The following is a 24,793-nucleotide window of genomic DNA, read 5'->3' on the forward strand; positions in this document are numbered from 1 at the left end:
AATCCGATGCGAGTGTGGTGGTTGAGTGCCGGCCTGGCCCTGTATTGCCTGGCCCAGAGCGCGGCGGCGGGAACACTGCTGGTTGTCGGCGATAGTATCAGCGCCGGTTTTGGCCTGGATACCCGCCAGGGTTGGGTGTCCCTGTTGCAGACCCGCCTGCGGGACGAAGGTTTCGACGACAAAGTGGTCAATGCATCGATCAGCGGCGACACCAGTGCAGGTGGCCAGGCGCGGCTGCCGGCGCTGCTTGCAGTGCACAAGCCGAGCTTGGTGCTGCTGGAATTGGGGGGCAACGATGGCCTACGCGGGCAGCCGCCAGCGCAATTGCAACAAAATCTTGCCTCGATGATCGAGAGTGCGCGCAAGGCCGGTGCCAAGGTGGTGCTGCTGGGTATGCGCCTGCCACCCAATTATGGCGTGCGCTACACCACCGCCTTCGCCCAGGTGTATGAACAGCTGGCGGCAGAAAAGCAGGTGCCGTTGGTGCCGTTTTTCCTCGAGGGGGTAGGGGGCGTGCCTGAATTGATGCAGGCCGATGGCATTCACCCGGCCCAGGCCGCCCAGCAACGCCTGCTGGAAAATGCCTGGCCGGCGATAAAACCCTTGCTGTGACGCTTTAAACGGCGCCGGCTTTCGGCTAATGTTGCGCCCCCCGTTTCGAGTGCCACCGATGCCGCGCCCTGCCTGGTCCCTGTATGCCTACCAACTGATCGAGCCCGATGAGCAGCTCGACCTGTTCGCCTGCCAGGAAATCCGCGTCCATCTGGTGGCCCGCCAGCTCGAGCTGGGCGTGCCGGTCGACCGTACCCTGTGCGGTGGCCTGCTGCCGGCGCAACCGCGCTGGTCGGGGGTGCCGCGCTCGATCTACCGCGACGGCCGCCTGTGCGACCTGTGCCGCGCCATCCTCGATGCCCAGCGGCGTGGCATGCGCCCGGTGTGGCCGGAGCTGCAGGGCGGCTGAACGCCACGCCTTTCATCATCTGAAACGCTTGCATGGCGCCAATGCCTCCCGCTTGCATCGGCGCGGGTGTACAATCGATTCTCTTGACCCACCTTTCGAAGGATTTACCGGATGTTGCCGCGCTTTCCTGCCGTCACCCGTAGCCTGTCCCTGGCCGCCCTGCTGGTAGCAGGCCCCGCTGCTGCGCTGGAGCTGCCACTGCCACCCCCCGGTGAAGACATCATCGGCCAGGTGCAGGTGATCAAGGCAAAGTACGAGGACACGTTCGCCGATATCGGCACTGCCAACGACCTCGGCTACCTGGAAATGATCGCCGCCAACCCGGGCGTAGACCCATGGCTGCCAGGTGCGGGCACCGAGATTGTCCTGCCGACCCGCTATATCCTGCCGCCGGGCCCGCGTGAGGGCATCGTCATCAACCTGGCCGAATACCGCATGTACTACTTCCCGAAAGGGCAGAGCGTGGTGCATACCTTCCCGCTGGGCATTGGCCGTGAAGGCTGGGGTTCGCCGATCGCCAACACCAAGATCACTGCCAAGACGCCGAACCCGACCTGGACCCCGCCAGCGTCGATCCGCAAAGAGCATGCGGCGGACGGTGACATCCTGCCGAGCGTGGTGCCGGCCGGCCCAGACAACCCGCTGGGGCCGTTCAAGTTCACGCTTGGCGTGCCGGGCTACCTGATCCACGGCTCGAACAAGAAGTTCGGCATTGGCATGCGTACCAGCCACGGTTGCTTCCGCATGCTCAACAACAACGTGCTGGAACTGTCGAAGATGGTGCCGGTGGGTACGCCGGTGCGCATCATCAACGAGCCCTACAAGTTCGGTATCAGTGGCGGCAAGGTCTATCTGGAGGCGCACACGCCGTTGGACGACCAGGGTAATCCGTCGGTGGTCGACAAACATACCGCTGTTATCAACGCCTTGCTCAAGCGTGAAGACCTGGCCAATAACCTACGCATGAACTGGGATATGGTGCGTGACGTGGTCGCGGCAGAAGATGGCATGCCGGTGGAAATTGCCGTGCCGACCGCAAGCCAGGGTGGTGCACCGATGGTTTCGAGCATTCCGCCCGAACTGCAGTAGGGTTTTTGCGACGCATCAGGGCCTGCCTTAGTGCAGGCCTTTTTGTTTCTGTCTGGCGTGTTTGCCTTGTGCGCGGGCAATAAAAAAGCCGACCCACAAGTGGGTCGGCTCCATAACAATCCGTGAGGACTATTACTTGCGGCTGGCTTTGTCCAGCATACGCAGAGCGCGCTCGTTGGCTTCGTCAGCGGTCTGCTGAGCCTTCTGAGCGGCTGCCAGTGCGTCATCAGCCTTACGGTAGGCTTCGTCAGCACGAGCTTGAGCGCGAGCTGCTGCGTCTTCAGTCGCAGTCAGACGAGCTTCGGTTTCTTTGGATACGCTGCTGCAACCGGTAGCCAGAACTGCGGCCAGAGCCAGAGCAGAGAATTTCAGAACGTTGTTCATCGTGTTCCCCTTCAAGGACTTTCTATTAAATAGCCATCTCTCGGAAAAGAGAAACTGGCCGGCGTACATAGTACCCATTACTTGTAGTAAGTAAACTGACTAAGCGCAAGAACTGCAAAAAAAATGTTGCTTGACGCCTTTCCGACAAGATTTGCGACACGTCTGTGAAAAAAACGTACAGGGATCGCAAGCGATTGTAGTACAGGAACTTTTTTGCTGAACTAACGGTGACTTTAACTGTCCTTCAGCGTCTTAAGCCCTAGTACATCCGGTGGCTGCTGGCGTGCAAGCAAGAGTCGCTCTGGCTGCGTTGTCGCCATTTTTAACCGCCACCACCTTGAGCAATCCCGCCTGCGGCGCCTACTATCTTGTGAGTGCCAGAGGATCCGAACGATTGCAATCGTCCAGTGGTCGAAGGGGCAACAGGTGGCGTAGAGGATTCTGTGCCGGATAAACCACCATCGGTTAAGGTATGGGTCTGCCGAGAAGACCTGCGAGGAGTAGTGATGAGCGAAGCGCTGACCATCCACCATGACCAGGCCGGTCATCAGTTCGAGACCAACGTGGACGGTCATCGTGCCTATCTGACGTACATGGATCTGGGTAAGCAGACGCTGGACATCTATCGCACCTTCGTACCCAACGCCCTGCGAGGCCGCGGGATTGCTGCCGCCCTGACCGAGCGGGCCCTGGAGTACGCAGAGCAGATGGGCTACACGGTGATTCCGTCCTGCTCGTACGTGGAGCGCTACATGGAGCGCCAGCAGCGGCATTCGAGCAAGGTTTGATTGTGTAAAAAAAAAGCGGGGCCGCTTCGCGCCCCGCTTTCTTGTATCAGCCGCGCTTACGCTGCGGCAGCACATCCTTCAGCTTGGCACGCATGCTGCGCAGGGTCTTCTCGGTAGCCGACCAGTCGATGCAGGCATCGGTGATCGACACGCCATACTGCAGCTCGTCCAGGTTCTTCGGAATCGACTGGCAGCCCCAGTTCAGGTGGCTTTCGACCATCAGGCCGATGATCGACTGGTTGCCTTCGAGGATCTGGTTGGCGACGTTCTCCATTACCAGCGGTTGCAGGGCCGGGTCCTTGTTGGAGTTGGCGTGGCTGCAGTCGACCATGATGTTGGCCTTGATCCTGGCCTTGGCCAGGTCCTGTTCACAGAGGGCGACGCTGACCGAGTCGTAGTTCGGCTTGCCGTTGCCGCCGCGCAGTACCACGTGGCCGTACGGGTTGCCCTTGGTGGTGACGATCGACACGCCGCCTTCCTGGTTGATGCCGAGGAAGCGGTGCGGCTTGGACACCGACTGCAGGGCGTTGATGGCAACGGTCAGGCCGCCGTCGGTGCCGTTCTTGAAGCCGACTGCCGAGGACAGGCCCGAAGCCATCTCGCGGTGGGTCTGCGATTCGGTGGTGCGGGCGCCGATGGCCGACCAGCTGATCAGGTCTTGCAGGTACTGCGGGGAAATCGGGTCGAGCGCTTCGGTGGCGGTCGGCAGGCCCATTTCGGCCAGGTCCAGCAGCAACTTGCGGCCGATGTGCAGGCCATCCTGGATCTTGAACGAGTCATCCAGGTACGGGTCGTTGATCAGGCCTTTCCAGCCGACGGTGGTGCGCGGTTTTTCGAAATACACGCGCATGACCAGGTACAGCGTGTCGGACACTTCCTCGGCCAGCACTTTCAGGCGCTCGGCGTACTCGTGGGCGGCCTTGATGTCGTGGATCGAGCAAGGGCCGACCACGACGAACAGGCGATGGTCCTTGCCGTCGAGAATATTGCGCACCACTTCACGGCCGGCAGTCACGGTCTGCAGGGCCTTGGCGCTGAGGGGGATTTCCTTCTTGAGCTGATCGGGTGTGATCAGGGTCTCGTTGGAGGCAACGTTCAAGTCATCGATCGGTAAATCAGCCATCGTGTTACTCGTCAGGTCACGGGTGCCGGCCGCCAACTATCCCCGTGCGGCCCAGCAGCAAGAATAATCGCAGCGGGGAGCCGAACCTTAGCGCGTTACAGGTGGCGCGACAATGGGCCAGGCCCAGTCCGTGTGGGGTTTTTCCGAGATGGCAGGTGTTTGCCGCGCACGGGCTGCCCAGCGCTGCACAACCTGTGTAAAAAGAGGGCTGACTTTTACCTGGAGATCGGCATGCATCCGCACACACCACGTATCGGCATCATTGGCAGTGGCGCCATCGGCGGCTTCTATGGGTTGATGCTGGCCCGGGCCGGCTTCGATGTGCATTTCCTGTTGCGCAGCGAGTACGAGGTTGTCCGCGAGCAAGGGTTGGCGCTGGACAGTGCCGTTCACGGCACCTTGCAAATGAAGGTGCAGGCCTATGCCAGTGCCGCCGACATGCCGCCCTGCGACTGGCTGCTGGTAGGGGCCAAGGCCACCAGCAATGACCAGTTGGCGCCGCTGATCGTGCAGGTGGCCGCGCCGGGCGCCAAGGTGGTACTGCTGCAGAACGGCCTGGGCGTGGAGGAGCAGTTGCGCCCCGCCTTGCGCAGTGACATGCACCTGCTTGGCGGTCTGTGTTTCATCTGCGTCAACCGCCAGGCGCCCGGCGTGATCCGCCACCAGGCCCTGGGCGCGGTCAACCTCGGTTACCACAGCGGGCCGGCCAGCGATGGCGGTGTCGCGCTGGTCAATGAAGGCGCGGGGCTGTTCCAGGCCGCTGGCATCGACTCGCAGGCCATGCCCGACCTGGCCCAGGCACGCTGGCAGAAGCTGGTGTGGAACGTGCCCTACAACGGCCTGTCGGTGCTGCTCGGCGCCAGTACCGCGCCACTGATGGCAGACAGCCATAGTCGCGCCCTTGTCCAGGCCTTGATGGCCGAGGTGGTGCAGGGCGCGGCGGCGTGTGGCCATGTGTTGGCCGAGGGGTATGCCGAGCACCTGTTCCAGGTGACCGAGCGCATGCCCGACTACTGGCCCAGCATGTACCACGACCATGTCCACAAGCGCCCGCTGGAGCTGCAGGCCATCTATGCCGAGCCGTTGGCGCAGGCGCGTGCGGCAGGCTGCCACTTGCCGCGAATGGAAATGCTGTATCAGGCGCTGGCCTTTATCGACCGCGGCAAGCAGCCCCGCTAAGGGGGGGCGTTGGCCTCGCCGGGGCTCTGCAGCCCGCGGCAGCAGCACGCCGGACGGCAAAGCGCGTGTCCGGCGCGCTGCTAAGCTGAAGCTTGCTCTGCCGCAGTGGCAGTCGAGGAGGTCGAATGATCCACTCCATGCTGTACGCCACCGACCTCGGTGTCTACGCCCCTTTTGTCATGCAGCACGCGCTGGCGCTGGCGCGCACATTCGGCGCCGAGTTGTATGTGATCCACGCGGTAGAACCCATGGGTCAGTTCGCTGAATCCCTCCTGCAAAGCTACCTTGATGAACAGACGCTCGACCAGCTGCACAGCCAGGGGGTGAACACGGTGATGGCCAATATCGAGCAGCGCGTGCTGGAAAACTTTCGAGACGAGCTGGGCGAGGAGGCCGACCTGGCGGTGATCAGGGCCGTGCGGGTACGTCAGGGCGACCCGGCGCAGGTGATCCTCGAGCAGGCGCAGCGGCTGAGTGTCGACTTGCTGATTTTCGGTAGCCACAGTGCCGGCGCCGGCGTGGATGTGCCATTGGGGCGCACGGCGGTGCGGCTGCTGCAGCTGTCGCCGGTGCCGGTGTACATGGTGCCGCTGGCGCAGCATTTGGGGCGTAGGAAAGCATGAAGATAGCCGTAGGCTATTTCCGGGGGTATGTAACAAAATAGTTCTAGATTTCTTTCCAGAACCACTAATATAGTTATATATCGTCGCCGCCTGCTGCCGCGGACTCATCGCTGAACCGAGGGGAACCTATGAAGCTTCAACAACTGCGCTACATCTGGGAAGTGGCGCACCATGACCTCAACGTCTCCGCGACGGCGCAGAGCCTGTATACCTCCCAGCCAGGTATCAGCAAGCAGATCCGCCTGCTCGAGGATGAACTGGGTGTTGAAGTCTTTGCCCGCAGCGGCAAGCACCTGACCCGCGTCACTCCGGCAGGTGAGCGCATCATCAATACCGCCGGCGAAATCCTGCGCAAGGTCGAAAGCATCAAGCAGATTGCCCAGGAGTTCTCCAACGAGAAGAAGGGCACGCTGTCCATCGCTACCACTCACACCCAGGCGCGTTATGCCTTGCCGCCGGTGATCAGCAGCTTCATCAAGCAGTACCCGGAAGTGTCCTTGCACATGCACCAGGGTTCGCCCATGCAGATTGCCGAGATGGCCGCGGACGGTACCGTCGACTTCGCCATCGCCACCGAGGCGCTGGAACTGTTCGGCGACCTGATCATGATGCCGTGCTACAAGTGGAACCGCTGCGTGGTGGTGCCGCAAGGGCACCCGCTGGCCAAGCTGCCGAAGCTGACCCTGGAAGCCGTCGCCGAATACCCGATCGTCACCTATGTATTCGGGTTCACCGGGCGCTCGAAGCTGGACGAGGCCTTCAACCACCGTGGTCTCACGCCGAAGGTGGTGTTCACTGCGGCAGACGCCGACGTGATCAAGACTTATGTGCGCCTGGGGTTGGGCGTGGGTATCGTCGCGGGCATGGCCGTGGACGCCAAGCTGGACAGCGACCTGGTGGCCCTGGATGCCAGCGAGCTGTTCGAAGCCAGCATCACCAAGATCGGTTTCCGCCGTGGCACTTTCCTGCGTGGCTTCATGTGCGACTTTATCGAGAAGTTTGCCCCGCACCTGACCCGTGAAGTGATGGCCAAGGCCATTCAGTGCCATAACAAGCAAGAGCTGGAAGAACTGTTCGAAGGCGTCGAACTGCCGGTGCACTGATCCAGAAATATAGGGGCCTCAGGCCCCTGTGGGAGCGGGTGAACCCGCTCCCACAACGGCCCCAGTCGTTTATGCCTTGCTGATCAGGTTGCCAGCGTGCAACCCGCATTCCTTCTGCGTCGACTCTTCCCACCACCAACGCCCTTCGCGCTCATGCTGGTTTGGCAGCACCGGGCGGGTGCAGGGCTCGCAGCCAATGCTGATGAAGCCGCGCTCATGCAGGCTGTTGTACGGCAGCTCCAGCATGCGGATATAACCCCACACTTCCTCGCTGGTCATCTGCGCCAGCGGGTTGAACTTGTACAGGGTGCGCTCGGGGGTGGAGAAGGCGCTGTCGATTTCCACTGCCGCCACCTGGCTACGGGTACCCGGGCTCTGGTCGCGGCGCTGGCCGGTGGCCCAGGCGCTTACGGTGGCCAGCTTGCGGCGCAGCGGCTCGATCTTGCGGATGCCGCAGCATTCGCCGTGGCCGTCCTTGTAGAAGCTGAACAAGCCCTTTTCCTTGACGAACGGGTCGAGCTTGGCGCGGTCGGGGCTGAGGATTTCGATCGGCAGGTTGTACTGCTCGCGCACCTGGTCGATGAACCGGTAGGTCTCCGGGTGCAGGCGGCCGGTGTCGAGGCTGAACACCTTGACCTGCTTGTTCAGCTTCCAGGCCATGTCCACCAGCACCACGTCCTCGGCGCCGCTGAAGGAGATCCACAGGTCATCACCAAAGTGCTCGAAGGCAAGCTTGAGGATGTCCTGCGGGGACTTGTTGGCATAGGTCGCGGCCAAGGCGGCGACGTCGAAGGGTTGGCTCATCAGGCGGTTTCCATCGTGGCTGTGGCGCTGTGCGCTCGTAGTAAGGTGATGGTAACAAAAAATGGCGGGGTAGACGGACTTGGAGTCGGTGGTGGCTGCTTCGCGGGCTCGCCCGCTCTCACAGGATGCGTGCAAGCATGACAGATGTGCGCTGTACCCTGTGGGAGCGGGCGTGCCCGCGAAGAATTCACCACCGATCACAAGCCTTGCAGGGTCTCCATCAACACCCGCACCTTGGCAATCGACTCTTCATACTCGGCCTGCCACTCGGAGTCGGCCACCACCGCGCCGCCGCCCCAGCAGCTGACCTGTCCGCCCTTGACCAGCAGGCTGCGAATGGCAATCGAGCTGTCCATCTCCCCGCGCACATCCACGTAAAGCAGTGAGCCGCAGTACAGCGCCCGGCGCGCCGGCTCCAGTTCGTCGATGATCTGCATGGCGCGGATTTTCGGGGCGCCGGTGATCGAACCACCGGGGAAACTGTCACCGATCAGATCCAGTGCGTCCTTGTCGCTGGCCAGCTGGCCGGTAATGCTGCTGACCAGGTGGTGTACGTTGGGGTAGCTCTCCAGGCTGAACAGCTCCGGCACCTTCACCGAGCCGATCTCGCAGGTGCGTCCCAGGTCGTTGCGCAGCAGGTCGACGATCATCAGGTTTTCCGAGCGATCCTTGGGGCTATGCAGCAGCTCCTCGGCATTGCGCGCGTCATCGGCCGGGTTGCTGGCGCGCGGGCGGGTGCCCTTGATCGGCCGGGTTTCCACCTGGCGCTGGCTGACGCGGATGAAGCGCTCGGGCGAAAAGCTCAGCAGAGCGCTGCCGTCGGCCAGTTGCTGGTAGCCGGAGAAGGGGGTGGGGCAGGCTTTGCGCAGGGCCTGGTAAGCGTGCCACGGGTCGCCCTGGCAGGGCGCGCGGAAGCGCTGGGTAAGGTTGATCTGGTAGCAGTCGCCGGCCTGGATGTAGCGCTGCACCTGGTCAAAGGCAGCCTTGTACTGCTCGGGCTGCAGGTCGCCGGCCATCGGCGCAAGTAGCTGGAAACTACCGCTTTCAGCGTTGTCGACAGCTTCGAACAGGGCGATCAGGCGTTCGCGTTCGCTGCCCGACAGGCTCGGGTGGAATACCAGCTGGCTGGTCGCGCACTGGTGGTCGGTTACCAGCGCCCAGGCATACAGGCCCAGTTGCGCGTCTGGCAGACCGAGGTCGTCCACGGCCAGGCTGGGCAGGTGTTCCAGGCGGCGGCCGAAGTCATAGCTCAGGTAGCCGATCAGGCCGCCAGCGAACGGCAGCTCACTGCCTGCGGGCAGCTGCGCGTGGCCCAGTTGCGCCAGGCCGGCGCGCAGGCGCTGGAGGAAGGCGCGGCCATCTTCGTCGGGCTGCGCCTGCAAGTGTTGCAGCGGCCAGGCGCTGAGCAGGTCGAAGCGGCCGCGCTCGGCGCCGGGGCGGGCGCTGTCCAGCAGGATCGCACCGGGGGCCTGGCGCAGGCGGGCGAAATAGGCGGCAGGGTCGGGCTGGTAGGGCAGGGGGTGGAGCGTACAGGTCGGCATCAGTGTGGACGGCGATGTAAAAGCGAGGAGGGCGATTGTAGACCTGTGCAGGAAATGCGCCTAGCTTTGTGGCGACATTCAAACACTGCGTTTCGCCCTTGCGGCCCATTCGCAGCACAAGGCTGCTCCTACAGGAGATCGCGTAATCCTGTAGGAGCAGCCTTGTGCTGCGAATGGGCTGCAGGGCAGCCCATGGCGATTTCAGCGCGGATGCACGTGCCCGAACAGCCCTTGCGATACTCGCACGCGCTGTTCGGCATCTTCGCTGATGCCATCCTTGGCCAGTGCTTCGATGTGCGCCTCGATGGCATGGGTACGCTGGGTCAGGCCGCAGTCGTTGGCGATCTGGATGTTCAGGCCCGGGCGGGCGTTGAGCTCGAGAATCAGCGGCCCCTTGTCCTGGTCCAGCACCATGTCGACACCGATGTAGCCCAGGCCGCACAGCTCGTAGCAGCCGGCGGCCAGCTTCATGAAGCCGTCCCAGTTCGGCAGTTGCACGCCATCCACCGCGTTGGTGGTGTCCGGGTGCTTGCTGATGATGTTGTTCAGCCAGGTGCCGCGCAGGGTCACGCCGGTGGCCAGGTCGACACCCACGCCGATGGCGCCCTGGTGCAGGTTGGCCTTGCCGCCGGACTGACGGGTCGGCAGGCGCAGCATGGCCATCACCGGGTAGCCCATCAGCACGATGATGCGGATGTCCGGCACGCCTTCGTAGCTGATGCTCTTGAAGATCTGGTCGGGCGTGACCCGGTACTCGATCAGCGCGCGGTCGCGGTGGCCGCCCAGCGAGTACAGGCCGGTGAGGATGCTCGAGATCTGGTGCTCGATTTCCTCGTGGCTGATGATCTTGCCCGACACCGTGCGGTAGCGGTCCTCGAAGCGGTCGGCGATCACCAGAATGCCGTCACCGCCGGCGCCCTGCGCCGGCTTGATGACGAAATCGCTGCGCCCACCAATGATCTGGTGGAGTTTCTCGATCTCTTTTTCGGTCTCGATGATGCCGTACATTTCCGGCACATGGATACCGGCCGCCAGGGCACGCTCCTTGGTGATGATCTTGTCGTCGACGATCGGGTACAGGTGGCGCTTGTTGTACTTCAACACGTAGTCCGCGTTGCGCCGGTTGATACCCATGATGCCCCGGGCCTCCAGGGCTTTCCATGTCTTGATCAGGCCAAACATCAGGCGTCAGCCTTCTTCAGGAATGCCTTGAAGCGCACGAGCTCGGTCAGGCGGTAGCCGCGGTAGCGACCCATCGCCAGCATGAAGCCCACCAGGATCAACAGCACGGCAGGGAAGGTGAACACGAAGTACACCAGCTCCGGCACCATCATCAACAGGTGTGCCAGGGAAGCGGCGAACAGGGTGCCGATGGCCACTTTCATGGCATGGCCGCCGCCACGCTCTTCCCAGGTAATGGACAGGCGCTCGATGGTCATGGTCAGGATCACCATCGGGAACAGTGCTACCGACAGACCGCGCTCCAGGCCCAGCTTGTGGCTGAACAGGCTGATGGCTGCGATCAGCACCACGACGAAGGTCAGTACCACCGACAGGCGTGGCAGCATTTGCAGCTTCAGGTGCTCCAGGTACGAGCGCAGCGACAGGCCCAGCGCGGTAATTACCGTGAACAGCATGATACCGAAGCCCAGCTGGGTCTCGCGGAAGGCCAGGGCGATCAGCACCGGGGTGAAGGTACCCAGGGTCTGCAGGCCGATCAGGTTGCGCAGCACCAGGATCACCAGCACGCCGATAGGGATCATCACCATGATCATGAAGGTTTGCTGGGTTTGCAGCGGCAGGCCGTACAGCGAATATTCGAGGAAGTCGGCGTCGGTATTCTCGTCGGTCAGCTTGGCCAGGCGGATGGCGTTCATCTCGCTGTTGTTCATGCTGAAGGTAACGTTGGCCTTCTTGCCGCCATCGACGGTGATCAGGTTGTCGTCACCGGTCCACCACAGCAGGCGATCGCTGGGCAGGCCCTGCTCGCCGGTGTCCGGGTTGAAGTACAGCCAGTCGGTACCGTTGAAGCTGCGCAGCCACAGTTCCGGGGTTTGCGGGGTGTCGGCCACCAGGCGGATGGTGTGCACCTTCTCCATCGGTACGTGGGCGATCGACAGCAGCAGGTCGATGACCTGGGCCTTCTTCATTGTCGTGGTGTCGCCGGCCAGCAGCAGCTTGACGTTGTCGTCGTTGAGGTTGTTGACCCGCTTGATGGTCTCGCTGACGAAGGTCTCGACGTCGGCCGAGTGCTGGCGGATCGGCGCCATCAGGGCCTCGGCGGCGATCTTCTCGGGGCCTTCCACGGCCAGGCTGTCACGGAAGGTCGGGCCTTTGATCTTGGTCTTCTCGTTGCTGTAGCGCTTGGTCAGCACCAGGCGGTAGTAGAGGGTCTGGTTGCCGCTGGCGCGACGGGCCGACCAGGTGACCTTGCGGTTGCCGTCGGCACGGTTGACGCTCACCCCGTAGTTGTTGGAGATGAAGCTCTCGTTGAGGCTGACGTAGTCGCGGTTCAGCGGTGGCACGAACATCTGCACCTTGACCGGGTCCTTGGTGCTGGCCACGAACTCGACCTTGGCGTCGATGTTCCACAGGTCGTCGGTTTCATCCTCGGTTACCGGGATGCCGAGTACGAAGATCTGATAAGCCGTGACCGCCACGCCCAACAGCACCAGCACGGTGATCAGGACTTTCAGATGGAGGGTAAGAGAGCGCATCGGGATTACTCTGCTTTGGGAGCGTCGGTGGCACAGGCAGGTTTGCCGGCCGCATATTTAAGGCTTGGGTCGACCAGCGCGTCGAAGTGCTTGAGCGCCTCGGAACCGATCAGCAGCGGGAACTGGAAGGCGCTGCGGTCGGTGAGGTTGACTTCGATGGTGCGCATGGCCTGGCCCATGCAGATTTCAAGTTCGATGACCGGGCGTGCGGTGTAGGCCTTGCCCGATTCGGCATCATAGTCGCCGGCCCGGCGCTTGATCTTGCTTACGCGTGCCAGCGGGCGTTCGATGGGGTGCGAATGGGCGGCGTCGATGGCCAGGTAGAAGCGCACCCAGCTTTCACCGTTGCGCTTGAAGCGCTTGATGTCGCGGGCGCTGAGCGATGCGGTCTTGGCGCCGGTGTCGAGTTTGGCGGCCACTTCCAGGTCCAGGTCGCCCAGGCGTGCATATTCGTTGAGACCGTACACGGTCTTGCCCGCAGCCTGGCCAAGGGCCGGCAGCAGGGTGAGGCAGAGCAGCAATAATACGGGTGTAAGTCTCATATTCCTGGCGCGGTGCAGTGCAAGGTTCGGGGCTATGTTCAGAGCCATGTTCAGAGCCGTGTTCAGGCCAAGGCGACTGGCAGCGACTGCGCAAGCTTCCTCGTTCATCTGTCAACAGCATGAATGGATGACAGACAGGCTATCCATACTCCAACGGAGGCGCGGCATTCTATCACGCCGGCGTCTTGACGCCAGCGGTGCGCGATCTGACAGCGGCGCACTGGCGTTAGTTCGTTCTTAGACGATTGTCGACAATATTCATTTTGTCTTTGACTGCTGCGGCTGGATTAGCTAATTTCTGGCGAAGAGATTCTCAAGGTGTCGACAATATGCAGGACCTATCCACCCCCAGCCCGGTGCTGACAGACGAAACGGAAACCTTGTCCGAAAACGTCTTCCGGCGCATTCAGGCGGCCATCGTCAAGGGCGATATCGCCCCCGGCAGCAAGATTTCCGAGCCGGAGCTGGCGCGCACCTACGGCATCAGCCGCGGGCCGCTGCGCGAGGCTATCCACCGCCTCGAAGGCCAGCGCCTGCTGGTGCGCGTGCCGCACGTGGGGGCACGAGTGGTGTCGCTCAATCACGCCGAACTGATCGAGTTGTACGAAATTCGCGAGTCGCTGGAGGGTATGGCCTGCCGCCTGGCTGCCGAACGCATGAGCCAGGCCGACATCGACGAACTGCGCCGCGTGCTCGACACTCACGAGCGCGATGCCGCATTCCAGGCCGGCCAGGGTTACTACCAGCAGGAAGGTGACTACGACTTCCATTACCGGATCATCCAGGGCAGTGGCAACCAGACCCTGGTCAAGATGCTCTGCGGTGAGCTGTACCAGCTGGTGCGCATGTACCGCATCCAGTTCTCGGGCACGCCCAACCGGCCACGCCAGGCCTTTGCCGAGCACCACCGTATTCTCGATGCCATCGCCGACCGTGACGGCGAGCTGGCCGAACTCCTGATGCGCCGCCACATCGGCGCGTCCAAGCGCAATATCGAGCGTCATTACCTGGACGCCCACAACAACAGCCCACGAGGTGAGAAATGACTGTGAAGAGCACCCCCGGTCAGCGTTTCCGCGACGCCGTTGCCGCTGAACATCCGCTGCAGGTGGTTGGCGCCATCAACGCCAACCATGCCCTGCTGGCCAAGCGCGCCGGCTTCAAGGCCATCTACCTGTCCGGTGGCGGCGTCGCCGCCGGTTCGCTGGGCCTGCCGGACCTGGGCATCAGTGGCCTGGACGACGTACTTACCGACGTGCGCCGCATCACCGACGTGTGCGACCTGCCGCTGCTGGTGGATGTCGACACCGGTTTCGGTGCCTCGGCCTTCAACGTCGCCCGTACCGTGCGCTCGATGTGCAAGTTCGGCGCTGCCGCCATCCATATCGAGGATCAGGTTGGCGCCAAGCGCTGCGGCCACCGCCCGAACAAGGAAATCGTCAGCCAGCAGGAAATGGTCGACCGCATCAAGGCCGCAGTCGATGCCCGTACCGATGACAGCTTCGTGATCATGGCGCGTACCGACGCCCTGGCCGTCGAGGGCCTGAACGCCGCCCTGGACCGCGCCGCCGCCTGCGTCGAGGCTGGCGCCGACATGATCTTCCCGGAAGCCATCACCGAACTGCAGATGTACAAGACCTTCGCCGACCGGGTGAAGGCCCCGATCCTGGCCAACATCACCGAGTTCGGCGCCACGCCGTTGTACACCACCGAAGAGCTGGCCTCGGTCGACGTGTCGCTGGTGCTGTACCCGCTGTCGGCGTTCCGCGCCATGAACAAGGCGGCCGAGAACGTGTACACCGCGCTGCGCCGCGACGGCACGCAGAAGAACGTGATCGACACCATGCAGACCCGCATGGAACTCTACGATGCCATTGGTTACCACGCTTTCGAGCAGAGCCTCGATGCGTTGTTTGCCCAGAAGAAGGGCTGAAGGCTTTTGTTGGAGCGGCTGCCCTCTTCGCGGGCGCGCCCGCGAAGAGGCCGGCACAGGCAAAACTGATTAGCCAGTTAGATTTCCAAAACAAATTCAAGAAAGGAGAAACACCATGGCCGAAGCAAAAGTACTCAGTGGCGCAGGCCTGCGCGGCCAGGTGGCCGGCCAGACCGCGCTGTCGACCGTGGGCCAGGCCGGTGCCGGGCTGACCTACCGTGGTTACGACGTGCGTGACCTGGCCGCCGGTGCCGAGTTCGAAGAAGTCGCCTACCTGCTGCTGTACGGTGAGCTGCCGAGCAAGGCCGAGCTGGCCGACTACAAGCGCAAGCTCAAGGGCCTGCGTGACCTGCCGCAAGCCCTGAAGGAAGTACTCGAGCGCATCCCGCGCGATGCCCACCCGATGGACGTGATGCGCACGGGTTGCTCGGTGCTGGGTACCCTGGAGCCCGAACTGACCTTCGAAGCCCAGCGCGACAAGACCGACCGCCTGCTGGCGCTGTTCCCGGCGGTGATGTGCTACTGGTACCGCTTCACCCACGACGGCGTGCGCATCGACTGCACCAGCGACGAAGACACCCTCGGTGGCCACTTCCTGCACTTGCTGCACGGCAAGAAGCCCAGCGAGCTGCACGTCAAGGTGATGAACGTGTCGCTGATCCTCTACGCCGAGCACGAGTTCAACGCCTCGACCTTCACCGCCCGCGTCTGTGCCTCGACCCTGTCCGACTTGTACTCCTGCGTCACCGCGGCCATCGGTTCGCTGCGCGGCCCGCTGCACGGCGGTGCCAACGAGGCAGCGATGGAGCTGATCGAGCGCTTCCAGAGCCCGCAGGAAGCCACTGCCGAGTTGCTGCGCATGCTCGAGCGCAAGGACAAGATCATGGGCTTTGGCCATGCCATCTACAAAGAGTCCGACCCGCGCAACGAGGTGATCAAGGGCTGGTCGAAGCAGCTGGCTGACGAAGTGGGCGACAAGGTGCTGTACCCGGTTTCCGAAGCCATCGACAAGACCATGTGGGAGCAGAAGCGCCTGTTCCCCAACGCCGACTTCTACCATGCCTCGGCGTACCACTTCATGGGCATCCCGACCAAGCTGTTCACCCCGATCTTCGTCTGCTCGCGCCTGACTGGCTGGGCGGCGCACGTCTTCGAGCAGCGTGCCAACAACCGCATCATCCGCCCGAGCGCCGAGTATGTCGGCGTCGAGCAGCGCCAGTTCGTACCGATCGAACAGCGCTGAGTCATAGATCGCTGGGGCTGCTGTGCAGCCCTTTCGCGACACAAGGCCGCTCCCGCAGGGACGGCGCAGTACCAGTGGGAGCGGCCTTGTGTCGCGAAAGGGGCGCGTAGCGCCCCCGAGGCCTGAGCCGCACCTGCCCCCGAATACCGTGACCGAGCCTGATAACGATATGAACACTGCATTCCGCAAGCACCTGCCAGGCACCGACCTGGACTACTTCGATGCCCGCGCGGCGGTCGAGGCCATCAAGCCCGGCGCCTACGATGGCCTGCCTTACACCTCTCGCGTACTCGCCGAAAACCTGGTGCGCCGCTGCGACCCGGCCACCCTCGACGCCTCGCTGGGCCAGCTGATCGAGCGCAAGCGCGACCTCGACTTCCCGTGGTTCCCGGCGCGTGTGGTGTGCCACGACATTCTTGGCCAGACCGCGCTGGTCGACCTCGCCGGCCTGCGTGACGCCATTGCCGACAAAGGTGGCGACCCGGCCCAGGTCAACCCGGTAGTACCGGTACAGCTGATCGTCGACCACTCGCTGGCCGTCGAGTGCGGTGGTTTCGACCCGCAGGCCTTCGAAAAGAACCGCGCCATCGAAGACCGCCGCAACGAAGACCGCTTCCATTTCATCAACTGGACCAAGAAGGCGTTCAAGAACGTTGACGTGATCCAGCCGGGCAACGGCATCATGCACCAGATCAACCTGGAGAAGATGTCGCCGGTGATCCACAACGACCGTGGCGTGGCCTACCCGGACACCTGCGTCGGCACCGACAGCCACACCCCGCATGTCGACGCCTTGGGCGTGATCGCCATTGGCGTGGGCGGCCTGGAGGCCGAGAACGTGATGCTCGGCCGTGCCTCATGGATGCGCCTGCCGGAAATCGTCGGCGTCGAGCTGACCGGCAAGCTGGCGCCGAACATCACCGCCACCGACCTGGTGCTGGCCCTGACCGAATTCCTGCGCAAGCAGAAGGTCGTCGGCGCCTACCTGGAGTTCCACGGCGAGGGCGCTCGTGCCCTGACCCTGGGCGACCGCGCCACCATCTCCAACATGGCCCCGGAATATGGCGCTACCGCGGCGATGTTCGCCATCGACCAGCAGACTATCGACTACCTGCGCCTGACCGGCCGCGAAGAGCAGCAGGTCAAGTTGGTGGAAACCTATGCCAAGGCCACCGGCCTGTGGGCCGACAGCCTGGGCGGCGCCGTCTACGAGCGCACCCTGAGCTTCGATCTGTCGAGCGTGGTGCGCAACATGGCCGGCCCGTCCAACCCGCATGCCCGCGTCGCCACCAGCGACCTGGCGGCCAAAGGCATCGCCGGCAGCTGGGAAGAAGTGCCGGGGCAAATGCCTGATGGCGCGGTGATCATTGCCGCCATCACCAGCTGCACCAACACCAGCAACCCGCGCAACGTGATTGCCGCAGGCCTGCTGGCGCGCAATGCCAACAAGCTGGGCCTGGCCCGCAAGCCGTGGGTCAAATCGTCGCTGGCGCCTGGCTCCAAGGCCGTGCAGCTGTACCTGGAAGAGGCTGGGCTGGAGAAGGAGCTGGAACAGCTCGGCTTTGGCATCGTCGCCTTCGCCTGCACCACCTGCAACGGCATGTCCGGCGCCCTGGACCCGGTGATCCAGCAAGAGATCATCGACCGTGATCTTTACGCCACTGCCGTGCTGTCGGGCAACCGCAACTTCGACGGGCGTATCCACCCGTATGCCAAGCAGGCCTTCCTCGCCTCGCCGCCGCTGGTGGTGGCCTACGCCATCGCCGGTACCATCCGCTTCGACATCGAGAAGGATGTGCTGGGCGTGGTCGATGGCAAGGAAATCCGCCTCAAGGACATCTGGCCCAGCGACGAAGAGATCGACGCTGTGGTGCGTGCCGCGGTCAAGCCGGAGCAGTTCCGCAAGGTGTACATCCCGATGTTCGCCATCGAGGAAGACCGTGGGCCGAAGGTGGCGCCGCTGTACGACTGGCGCCCGATGAGCACCTATATCCGCCGCCCGCCGTACTGGGAAGGTGCCTTGGCCGGCGAGCGTACCCTGCGCGGCATGCGCCCGCTGGCAGTGTTGCCGGACAACATCACCACCGACCACCTGTCGCCGTCCAACGCTATCATGCTCGACAGCGCTGCTGGTGAGTACCTGGCGAAGATGGGCCTGCCGGAGGAGGACTTCAACTCCTACGCTACCCACCGTGGCGACCACCTGACCGCCCAGCGCGCCACCTTCGCCAACCCCAAGCTGTTCAACGAAATGGTGCGCAAGGAAGACGGTAGCGTGAAGCAGGGCTCGCTGGCGCGTATCGAGCCGGAAGGCAAGGTCACCCGCATGTGGGAGGCCATCGAAACCTACATGGATCGCAAGCAGCCACTGATCATCGTCGCCGGTGCCGACTACGGCCAGGGTTCGTCCCGTGACTGGGCGGCCAAGGGTGTGCGCCTGGCCGGTGTCGAGGCGATCGTCGCCGAAGGCTTCGAGCGTATTCACCGTACCAACCTGGTGGGCATGGGCGTACTGCCACTGGAGTTCAAGCCGGGCACCGACCGCAAGACTCTCGGCCTGGACGGCAGCGAGACCTATGACGTGCTGGGCGCGCGTACGCCGCGGGCGACACTGACCCTGGTGGTTACCCGCGCCAACGGCGAGCGCCTGGAGGTACCGGTGACCTGCCGACTGGACACTGCCGAGGAAGTGTCGATCTACGAGGCCGGCGGGGTGCTGCAGCGCTTTGCCCAGGACTTCCTCGAAGCGACCGCCTAATCAAGAGCAGCGCGGTCCTCTGTGGGAGCGGGTTTACCCGCGAATGCGTCAGCAGATACAACATTGTTTTCTGATCGGACGCTTTCGCGGGTGAACCCGCTCCCACAGGGGGCTGCGCAAGACAGGAATTGAACATGGCTCATGTACCGCAAGTAAAAATCCCCGCCACCTACATCCGTGGCGGCACCAGCAAAGGCGTGTTCTTCCGCCTGCAAGACCTGCCCGAGCAGGCGCAAATCCCCGGCCCGGCCCGCGATGCACTGCTGCTGCGGGTGATCGGTAGCCCCGACCCGTACGGCAAGCAGATCGACGGCATGGGCGGTGCCACTTCGAGCACCAGCAAGACCGTGATCCTGTCGCAAAGCATCAAGCCTGAACACGATGTCGACTACCTGTTCGGCCAGGTCAGCATCGACAAGGCCTTCGTCGACTGGAGCGGCAACTGCGGCAACCTTTCCGCCGCGGTCGGTTCGTTCGCCATCAGCAGCGGCCTGGTCGACCCCGCACGCATTCCGCGCAACGGCATCGCCACCGTGCGCATCTGGCAGGCCAACATCGGCAAGACCATCATCGCCCATGTGCCGATCACTGAAGGTGAAGTGCAGGAAACCGGCGACTTCGAGCTGGACGGGGTAACCTTCCCGGCCGCCGAGGTGCAACTGGAGTTCCTCGACCCGGCGGCCGACGAAGATGGCGACGGCGGGGCTATGTTCCCCACCGGCAACCTGGTCGATGACCTCGAAGTGCCGGGTGTCGGTACCTTCAAGGCGACCCTGATCAATGCCGGTATCCCGACCATTTTCGTCAATGCGGCGGATATTGGCTACACCGGTACCGAACTGCAGGACGCCATCAACGGCGACCCGCAGGCGCTGCTGCGCTTCGAGACGATTCGCGCCTATGGCGCCGTGCGCATGGGGCTGATCGACAACGTCGACCAGGCTGCCGGGCGTCAGCACACGCCGAAAGTGGCTTTCGTCGCGCCGCCGAACACCTACACTGCGTCCAGTGGCAAGGCGGTGCAGGCGGGTGATATCGACCTGCTGGTACGGGCCTTGTCGATGGGCAAGCTGCATCATGCAATGATGGGGACGGCCGCGGTGGCCATCGGTACCGCGGCGGCCATTCCGGGCACGCTGGTCAACCTCGCCGCGGGCGGGGGCGAGCGCAGCGCCGTGCGTTTCGGCCACCCCTCGGGCACCCTGCGGGTGGGGGCCGAGGCGCGCCAGGTGAATGGTGAGTGGACAGTGACCAAGGCAATCATGAGCCGCAGTGCTCGCGTGCTGATGGAGGGCTGGGTTCGCGTGCCTGGCGATAGCTTCTAACGCACCACTGGCGCTCGGCTTTAGTTCGTTGGGGTCGCTTTGCGGCCCTTCGCGGGCTTGCCCGCTCCCACAGGTAATCACAGGTTCCGAAGGCTGTGGTGTACTTGTGGGGGCGGGCGAGCCCGCGAAGGGCTGCACAGCAGCCCCGGCAATTCTGAACGGAGCTGCATATGAGCGCCAACGCAGACCTCAACGCCCGCCCGGACTACGACCGGGTGCTGCAAACCCTCGCCGATTACGCCCTCACGTATCGGGTCGAATCCGCCGAAGCCCTGGACACCGCACGCAACTGCCTGATGGACACCCTCGGCTGCGGCCTGCTGGCCCTGCGCTTCCCCGAATGCACCAAGCTGCTCGGCCCCCAGGTGGAAGGCACCCTTGTGCCCAATGGCGCCCGCGTCCCCGGTACCGCCTACCGCCTCGACCCGGTCAAGGCCGCCTGGGACATCGGCTGCACGGTGCGCTGGCTGGACTACAACGATACCTGGCTGGCCGCCGAATGGGCCCACCCCTCGGACAACCTCGGCGGCATCCTGGCCGTTGCCGATCACCTGTCGCAGAAGCGTGTGGCCGCTGGTGAAGCACCGCTGCTGATGCGCGATGTGCTTGAAGCCATGGTCATGGCTCACGAGATCCAGGGCGTGCTGGCGCTGGAAAACGCCTTCAACCGCGTTGGCCTCGACCACGTGATACTGGTCAAGGTGGCCTCCACCGCCGTATGCGCCAGGCTGATGGGGGCCAACCGTGAGCAGATGTTGAGTGCCTTGTCCCACGCCTTCGTCGACGGCCAGGCGCTGCGCACCTACCGCCATGCGCCCAACGCCGGTTCGCGCAAATCGTGGGCCGCCGGTGATGCTTCCAGCCGTGGCGTGCGCCTGGCCGATATTGCCCTGCGTGGCGAGATGGGCGTGCCGGGCGTGCTCACCGCGCCCCAGTGGGGTTTTTACGATGTGCTGTTCAGCCACACCAACAAGGACCTGGCACTCAAGCCTTCCGAGCAGCAAGAACTGCGCGTGCCGCAAGCCTTGGGTAGCTACGTGATGGAAAACGTGCTGTTCAAGGTCAGTTTCCCGGCCGAGTTCCACGCCCAGACCGCCTGTGAGGCGGCGGTAACCCTGCACCCACTGGTGCGTAACCGCCTGCACGAAATCGACCGTATCGTCATCACCACCCAGGAATCGGCGATCCGCATCATTTCCAAGAGCGGCCCGCTGGCCAATGCCGCCGACCGCGACCACTGCTTGCAGTACATGGTGGCGGTGCCACTGATTTTCGGTCATTTGGTGGCCGAGCATTATGAAGACACCTTCCATGCCAACCACCCAAGTATCGACCGCCTGCGCGAGAAGATGGAGGTGGTGGAGGACCCGCGCTTCAGCCGCGAGTACCTGGAGCCGGACAAGCGCTCGATCGCCAATGCGCTGCAGGTGTTCTTCAAGGACGGCAGCAATACTGAGCAGGTGGTGGTGGAGTACCCGATCGGGCATCGCCGGCGGCGAGGGGAGGGCATACCGTTGCTGGAGGCCAAGTTCAGGGACAACCTGGCGACGCGCTTTGCGCGGCAGCGGTGTGGGGAGATTCTTGAGGTGTGCAAGGACCAGCAGAAGCTGGAACAGATGGCGGTGCACAGGTTTGTCGACCTGTTCGTGATCTGAGCCGGTCTGCACAGCGCTCGAGGCCTGTGCGACCCCTGTAGGAGCAGCCTTGCGCTGCGAAGAGGCCATTAAAGCCCAAGAGAGTCTGTCGCCTTGCTGGACTCTTCGCAGCACAAGGCTGCTCCTACAGGGATCTCGGCAGGTGCGGGCAAAACAAGAAAGCCCCGGCATTTCTGCCGGGGCTTTCCTTTACATCCTACAACTCAGCTTACGCCTGAACCACCGGGATCTTGGCGTTTTCTGCCGCTTCGCGGAACTCGGCGATCTGGTCGAAGCTCAGGTAGCGGTAAACGTCGGCAGCCATGCTGTCGATGTCTTTCGCGTACTGCATGTACTCTTCGACGGTCGGCAGCTTGCCGATGATCGAAGCGACAGCAGCCAGCTCGGCCGATGCCAGGTACACGTTGGTGGCGTCGCCCAGACGGTTCGGGAAGTTGCGGGTCGAGGTGGAGACCACGGTCGAACCGGTCTGCACGCGTGCCTGGTTACCCATGCACAGCGAGCAGCCTGGCATTTCCATGCGCGCGCCGGCCTTGCCGTAGATGCCGTAGTAGCCTTCTTCGGTCAGCTGGTGAGCGTCCATCTTGGTTGGCGGAGCCAGCCACAGACGGGTCGGGATACCGCCCTTGACCTTGTCCAGCAGCTTGCCGGCAGCGCGGAAGTGGCCGATGTTGGTCATGCACGAACCGATGAACACTTCGTCGATCTTCTCGCCCTGTACCGAGGACAGCAGGCGGGCATCGTCCGGGTCGTTCGGCGCGCAGAGCACAGGCTCTTTCACGTCGGCCAGGTCGATTTCGATGATTTCGGCGTATTCGGCATCGGCGTCGGCCGACAGCAGCTCAGGCTTGGCCAGCCAGGCTTCCATGGCCTGGGCACGGCGCTCCAGGGTGCGGGCATCGCCGTAGCCTTCGCCGATCATCCAGCGCAGCAGGGTGATGTTGGACTGCAGGTACTCGGCGATGGCCTTTTCTGGCAGCTTGATGGTGCAACCGGCAGCGGAACGCTCGGCCGAGGCGTCGGACAGCTCGAAGGCTTGCTCGACGGTCAGCTCGTTCAGGCCTTCGATCTCGAGGATGCGGCCGGAGAAGATGTTCTTCTTGCCCTTCTTCTCGACGGTCAGCAGGCCCTTCTGGATGGCGTAGTAAGGGATGGCGTGGACCAGGTCACGCAGGGTGATGCCTGGCTGCAGTTTGCCCTTGAAGCGCACCAGCACGGATTCTGGCATGTCCAGCGGCATGACGCCGGTGGCGGCGGCGAAGGCCACCAGGCCGGAACCGGCCGGGAACGAGATGCCGATCGGGAAGCGGGTGTGCGAGTCGCCACCGGTACCCACGGTGTCAGGCATCAGCATGCGGTTCAGCCAGCTGTGGATGATGCCGTCGCCCGGGCGCAGCGACACGCCGCCACGGGTGCGGATGAAGTCTGGCAGGGTGTGGTGGGTGGTGACGTCGATCGGCTTCGGATAAGCCGCGGTGTGGCAGAACGACTGCATCACCAGGTCAGCGGAGAAGCCCAGGCACGCCAGGTCTTTCAGCTCGTCGCGGGTCATCGGGCCAGTGGTGTCCTGGGAGCCGACGGTGGTCATCTTCGGCTCGCAGTAGGCACCTGGGCGCACGCCTTGGCCTTCCGGCAGGCCGCAGGCACGGCCGACCATTTTCTGTGCCAGGGTGAAGCCCTTGCCCGAATCGGCAGGCTGCTCTGGCTTCTTGAACAGGTCGGAGCTACCCAGGCCCAGCTCGGCGCGGGCTTTTTCGGTCAGGCCACGGCCGACGATCAGCGGGATACGGCCGCCAGCGCGGACTTCATCCAGCAGCACTTCGGTTTTCAGCGCGAAGTTGGTAACCAGCTCGTCGCTACCGTGACGGCGTACTTCGCCCTTGAACGGGTAAACGTCGATGACGTCGCCCATGGCCAGGTTGGTGCAGTCGAATTCGATCGGCAGGGCGCCGGCGTCTTCCATGGTGTTGTAGAAGATCGGGGCGATCTTGGTGCCGAAGCAGAAGCCACCGGCGCGCTTGTTCGGTACGTACGGGATGTCGTCGCCGAAGAACCACAGCACCGAGTTGGTGGCGGATTTGCGCGAGGAACCGGTACCGACCACGTCACCGACGTAGGCAACCGGGAAGCCTTTGGCCTTGACCGCTTCGATCTGGGCCAGCGGGCCGACCGAACCAGGCTGCTGCGGCTCGATGCCATCACGGGCCATTTTCAGCATGGCCAGGGCGTGCAGCGGGATGTCAGGGCGCGACCAGGCGTCCGGGGCAGGGGACAGGTCGTCGGTGTTGGTTTCGCCAGGCACCTTGAACACGGTCAGGGTGTACTTGTCGGCGATGGCCGGACGCGAAGTGAACCACTCGCCGGCAGCCCAGGACTCCAGCACGGCCTTGGCGTGAACATTGCCGGCCTTGGCCTTTTCGGCCACGTCGTGGAAGGCATCGAACATCAGCAGGGTGTGCTTGAGCTGTTCGGCCGCGACGGCGCCCAGTTCGGCGTCATCCAGCAGTGCGACCAGCGTTTCGATGTTGTAGCCGCCCTGCATGGTACCCAGCAGTTCGGTGGCGTGCTTGCGGTCGATCAGAGGCGACTTGGCTTCGCCCTTGGCAACGGCGGAGAGGAAAGCGGCCTTGACGTAGGCAGCTTCGTCGACCCCTGGTGGTACGCGGTGGGTGATCAGGTCTACGAGGAAGGCTTCTTCGCCGGCCGGCGGGTTTTTCAGCAGCTCGACCAGGCCTGCAGTTTGTTCGGCGTTCAGCGGCTGGGGCACGATACCCAGGGCGGCACGCTCTTCGATGTGTTTGCGGTAGGCTTCAAGCACAGTTATTACCCTCATCAGTGGTCCCTAAAGGGAGTCCGGGACGCTCATCCAGCATTCGATGCACCCATGCGCTGCCACGGCTTTGTGGGCCGCCCAGCCAGAGTCGCAAAGAATCCTTACAGAAGCTGCTTTCAAAGTTTTACGCCTGCAGAACGGGAGCTGATGAGGGCTGGCACGGGCATGCGAGGGATGCATGGCCCGGGCCAA

At 63.3% G+C, this 24,793-nt stretch carries 21 protein-coding genes; 13 read left to right on the plus strand and 8 right to left on the minus strand.

Annotated features, from left to right (window positions below):
- Positions 1-6 precede the first annotated feature (6 nt).
- The 3 genes from A4C63_RS18890 to A4C63_RS18900 all read left to right on the plus strand — a co-directional run bounded on the left by A4C63_RS18890 (position 7) and on the right by A4C63_RS18900 (position 2,050).
- Positions 7-612 (plus strand): arylesterase, encoded by a 606-nt coding sequence (locus A4C63_RS18890; protein WP_063914018.1) that lies wholly within the window; start codon positions 7-9, stop codon positions 610-612.
- A 58-nt stretch (positions 613-670) separates the two neighbouring features.
- Complete coding sequence (locus tag A4C63_RS18895; protein ID WP_063914019.1) at positions 671-961, plus strand: hypothetical protein; 291 nt, start codon at positions 671-673, stop codon at positions 959-961.
- A 111-nt stretch (positions 962-1,072) separates the two neighbouring features.
- Positions 1,073-2,050 carry a L,D-transpeptidase family protein gene (locus A4C63_RS18900; protein WP_063914020.1) on the plus strand — a complete coding sequence of 326 codons (978 nt, stop codon included), beginning with the start codon at positions 1,073-1,075 and terminating at the stop codon, positions 2,048-2,050.
- Between the two features lie 132 nt (positions 2,051-2,182).
- Here A4C63_RS18900 and oprI read toward each other — a convergent pair whose 3' ends face one another.
- The gene (gene oprI / locus A4C63_RS18905) at positions 2,183-2,434 is read right to left on the minus strand and encodes an outer membrane lipoprotei OprI (RefSeq protein WP_003259780.1); all 252 of its coding nucleotides are present in this window, start codon (positions 2,432-2,434) and stop codon (positions 2,183-2,185) included.
- A 506-nt stretch (positions 2,435-2,940) separates the two neighbouring features.
- Here oprI and A4C63_RS18910 point away from each other — a divergent pair.
- Positions 2,941-3,222: a GNAT family N-acetyltransferase gene (locus tag A4C63_RS18910; protein WP_025338432.1), complete on the plus strand. Its 282-nt coding sequence runs from the start codon at positions 2,941-2,943 to the stop codon at positions 3,220-3,222.
- Positions 3,223-3,268: 46 nt separating this feature from the next.
- Here A4C63_RS18910 and A4C63_RS18915 read toward each other — a convergent pair whose 3' ends face one another.
- Positions 3,269-4,345 (minus strand): 3-deoxy-7-phosphoheptulonate synthase, encoded by a 1,077-nt coding sequence (locus A4C63_RS18915; protein WP_063914021.1) that lies wholly within the window; start codon positions 4,343-4,345, stop codon positions 3,269-3,271.
- 231 nt (positions 4,346-4,576) lie between these two features.
- Between A4C63_RS18915 and A4C63_RS18920 the strand changes: the two genes are divergently transcribed.
- From A4C63_RS18920 to cysB, 3 genes are all read left to right on the plus strand, one after another.
- Entirely contained in the window at positions 4,577-5,524 is a 948-nt protein-coding gene (locus A4C63_RS18920; RefSeq protein ID WP_063914022.1) for a putative 2-dehydropantoate 2-reductase, read from the plus strand.
- Positions 5,525-5,649: 125 nt separating this feature from the next.
- Positions 5,650-6,147: a universal stress protein gene (locus tag A4C63_RS18925; protein WP_063914023.1), complete on the plus strand. Its 498-nt coding sequence runs from the start codon at positions 5,650-5,652 to the stop codon at positions 6,145-6,147.
- Between the two features lie 128 nt (positions 6,148-6,275).
- Complete coding sequence (cysB, locus tag A4C63_RS18930) at positions 6,276-7,250, plus strand: HTH-type transcriptional regulator CysB (RefSeq protein WP_010953293.1); 975 nt, start codon at positions 6,276-6,278, stop codon at positions 7,248-7,250.
- A 69-nt stretch (positions 7,251-7,319) separates the two neighbouring features.
- Here cysB and A4C63_RS18935 read toward each other — a convergent pair whose 3' ends face one another.
- From A4C63_RS18935 to A4C63_RS18955, 5 genes are all read right to left on the minus strand, one after another.
- A complete protein-coding gene (locus A4C63_RS18935; RefSeq protein ID WP_015269712.1) occupies positions 7,320-8,054 on the minus strand; it encodes a phosphoadenylyl-sulfate reductase in 735 nt (244 codons plus the stop codon).
- 197 nt (positions 8,055-8,251) lie between these two features.
- Positions 8,252-9,595, minus strand: a complete 1,344-nt coding sequence (gene pabB / locus A4C63_RS18940; RefSeq protein WP_063914024.1) for an aminodeoxychorismate synthase component I — start codon at positions 9,593-9,595, stop codon at positions 8,252-8,254.
- 201 nt (positions 9,596-9,796) lie between these two features.
- Positions 9,797-10,777, minus strand: a complete 981-nt coding sequence (locus tag A4C63_RS18945; protein ID WP_063914025.1) for an alpha-L-glutamate ligase-like protein — start codon at positions 10,775-10,777, stop codon at positions 9,797-9,799.
- The gene (locus A4C63_RS18950; RefSeq protein WP_063914026.1) at positions 10,777-12,312 is read right to left on the minus strand and encodes an inactive transglutaminase family protein; all 1,536 of its coding nucleotides are present in this window, start codon (positions 12,310-12,312) and stop codon (positions 10,777-10,779) included. The genes A4C63_RS18945 and A4C63_RS18950 overlap by 1 nt, the downstream gene beginning before the upstream one ends.
- A gap of 5 nt (positions 12,313-12,317) precedes the next feature.
- Positions 12,318-12,854, minus strand: coding sequence for an ATP-dependent zinc protease (locus A4C63_RS18955; protein WP_016485910.1), 537 nt, complete (start codon positions 12,852-12,854; stop codon positions 12,318-12,320).
- 329 nt (positions 12,855-13,183) lie between these two features.
- On the opposite strand from A4C63_RS18955, the gene A4C63_RS18960 reads away from it, so the two are divergent.
- The 6 genes from A4C63_RS18960 to prpD all read left to right on the plus strand — a co-directional run bounded on the left by A4C63_RS18960 (position 13,184) and on the right by prpD (position 21,768).
- On the plus strand, positions 13,184-13,900 hold the full coding sequence (locus tag A4C63_RS18960) for a GntR family transcriptional regulator (protein WP_063914027.1): 717 nt from the start codon (positions 13,184-13,186) through the stop codon (positions 13,898-13,900).
- Complete coding sequence (gene prpB / locus A4C63_RS18965; protein WP_063914028.1) at positions 13,897-14,787, plus strand: methylisocitrate lyase; 891 nt, start codon at positions 13,897-13,899, stop codon at positions 14,785-14,787. Before A4C63_RS18960 ends, prpB begins: the two co-directional genes overlap by 4 nt.
- Positions 14,788-14,902: 115 nt before the next feature.
- Entirely contained in the window at positions 14,903-16,030 is a 1,128-nt protein-coding gene (prpC, locus tag A4C63_RS18970) for a 2-methylcitrate synthase (protein WP_013971911.1), read from the plus strand.
- 169 nt (positions 16,031-16,199) lie between these two features.
- Positions 16,200-18,788, plus strand: a complete 2,589-nt coding sequence (gene acnD, locus A4C63_RS18975; protein WP_025338440.1) for a Fe/S-dependent 2-methylisocitrate dehydratase AcnD — start codon at positions 16,200-16,202, stop codon at positions 18,786-18,788.
- Positions 18,789-18,922: 134 nt separating this feature from the next.
- Entirely contained in the window at positions 18,923-20,113 is a 1,191-nt protein-coding gene (prpF, locus tag A4C63_RS18980) for a 2-methylaconitate cis-trans isomerase PrpF (RefSeq protein ID WP_063914029.1), read from the plus strand.
- A gap of 170 nt (positions 20,114-20,283) precedes the next feature.
- The gene (gene prpD / locus A4C63_RS18985) at positions 20,284-21,768 is read left to right on the plus strand and encodes a 2-methylcitrate dehydratase (RefSeq protein ID WP_063914030.1); all 1,485 of its coding nucleotides are present in this window, start codon (positions 20,284-20,286) and stop codon (positions 21,766-21,768) included.
- A 208-nt stretch (positions 21,769-21,976) separates the two neighbouring features.
- On the opposite strand, the gene acnB is transcribed toward prpD, so the two are convergent.
- Complete coding sequence (gene acnB / locus A4C63_RS18990; protein ID WP_063914031.1) at positions 21,977-24,586, minus strand: bifunctional aconitate hydratase 2/2-methylisocitrate dehydratase; 2,610 nt, start codon at positions 24,584-24,586, stop codon at positions 21,977-21,979.
- Positions 24,587-24,793: the final 207 nt, after the last annotated feature.

It is taken from the genome of Pseudomonas sp. p21, assembly GCF_001642705.1.
In the GTDB taxonomy this organism is placed as follows: domain Bacteria; phylum Pseudomonadota; class Gammaproteobacteria; order Pseudomonadales; family Pseudomonadaceae; genus Aquipseudomonas.

Bases quoted from the DNA above. Each gene is read 5' to 3' on its own strand.
- prpD (WP_063914030.1), top strand. From the start codon at position 20,284: ATGAGCGCCAACGCAGACCTCAACGCCCGCCCGGACTACGACCGGGTG.
- prpC (WP_013971911.1), top strand. From the start codon at position 14,903: ATGGCCGAAGCAAAAGTACTCAGTGGCGCAGGCCTGCGCGGCCAGGTG.
- A4C63_RS18945 (WP_063914025.1), bottom strand. From the start codon at position 10,777: ATGTTTGGCCTGATCAAGACATGGAAAGCCCTGGAGGCCCGGGGCATC.
- A4C63_RS18955 (WP_016485910.1), bottom strand. From the start codon at position 12,854: ATGAGACTTACACCCGTATTATTGCTGCTCTGCCTCACCCTGCTGCCG.
- prpF (WP_063914029.1), top strand. From the start codon at position 18,923: ATGGCTCATGTACCGCAAGTAAAAATCCCCGCCACCTACATCCGTGGC.
- pabB (WP_063914024.1), bottom strand. From the start codon at position 9,595: ATGCCGACCTGTACGCTCCACCCCCTGCCCTACCAGCCCGACCCTGCC.
- A4C63_RS18910 (WP_025338432.1), top strand. From the start codon at position 2,941: ATGAGCGAAGCGCTGACCATCCACCATGACCAGGCCGGTCATCAGTTC.
- prpB (WP_063914028.1), top strand. From the start codon at position 13,897: ATGACTGTGAAGAGCACCCCCGGTCAGCGTTTCCGCGACGCCGTTGCC.
- acnD (WP_025338440.1), top strand. From the start codon at position 16,200: ATGAACACTGCATTCCGCAAGCACCTGCCAGGCACCGACCTGGACTAC.
- A4C63_RS18900 (WP_063914020.1), top strand. From the start codon at position 1,073: ATGTTGCCGCGCTTTCCTGCCGTCACCCGTAGCCTGTCCCTGGCCGCC.
- A4C63_RS18935 (WP_015269712.1), bottom strand. From the start codon at position 8,054: ATGAGCCAACCCTTCGACGTCGCCGCCTTGGCCGCGACCTATGCCAAC.
- A4C63_RS18950 (WP_063914026.1), bottom strand. From the start codon at position 12,312: ATGCGCTCTCTTACCCTCCATCTGAAAGTCCTGATCACCGTGCTGGTG.
- A4C63_RS18915 (WP_063914021.1), bottom strand. From the start codon at position 4,345: ATGGCTGATTTACCGATCGATGACTTGAACGTTGCCTCCAACGAGACC.
- A4C63_RS18960 (WP_063914027.1), top strand. From the start codon at position 13,184: ATGCAGGACCTATCCACCCCCAGCCCGGTGCTGACAGACGAAACGGAA.
- A4C63_RS18925 (WP_063914023.1), top strand. From the start codon at position 5,650: ATGATCCACTCCATGCTGTACGCCACCGACCTCGGTGTCTACGCCCCT.
- oprI (WP_003259780.1), bottom strand. From the start codon at position 2,434: ATGAACAACGTTCTGAAATTCTCTGCTCTGGCTCTGGCCGCAGTTCTG.
- A4C63_RS18920 (WP_063914022.1), top strand. From the start codon at position 4,577: ATGCATCCGCACACACCACGTATCGGCATCATTGGCAGTGGCGCCATC.
- cysB (WP_010953293.1), top strand. From the start codon at position 6,276: ATGAAGCTTCAACAACTGCGCTACATCTGGGAAGTGGCGCACCATGAC.
- A4C63_RS18895 (WP_063914019.1), top strand. From the start codon at position 671: ATGCCGCGCCCTGCCTGGTCCCTGTATGCCTACCAACTGATCGAGCCC.
- A4C63_RS18890 (WP_063914018.1), top strand. From the start codon at position 7: ATGCGAGTGTGGTGGTTGAGTGCCGGCCTGGCCCTGTATTGCCTGGCC.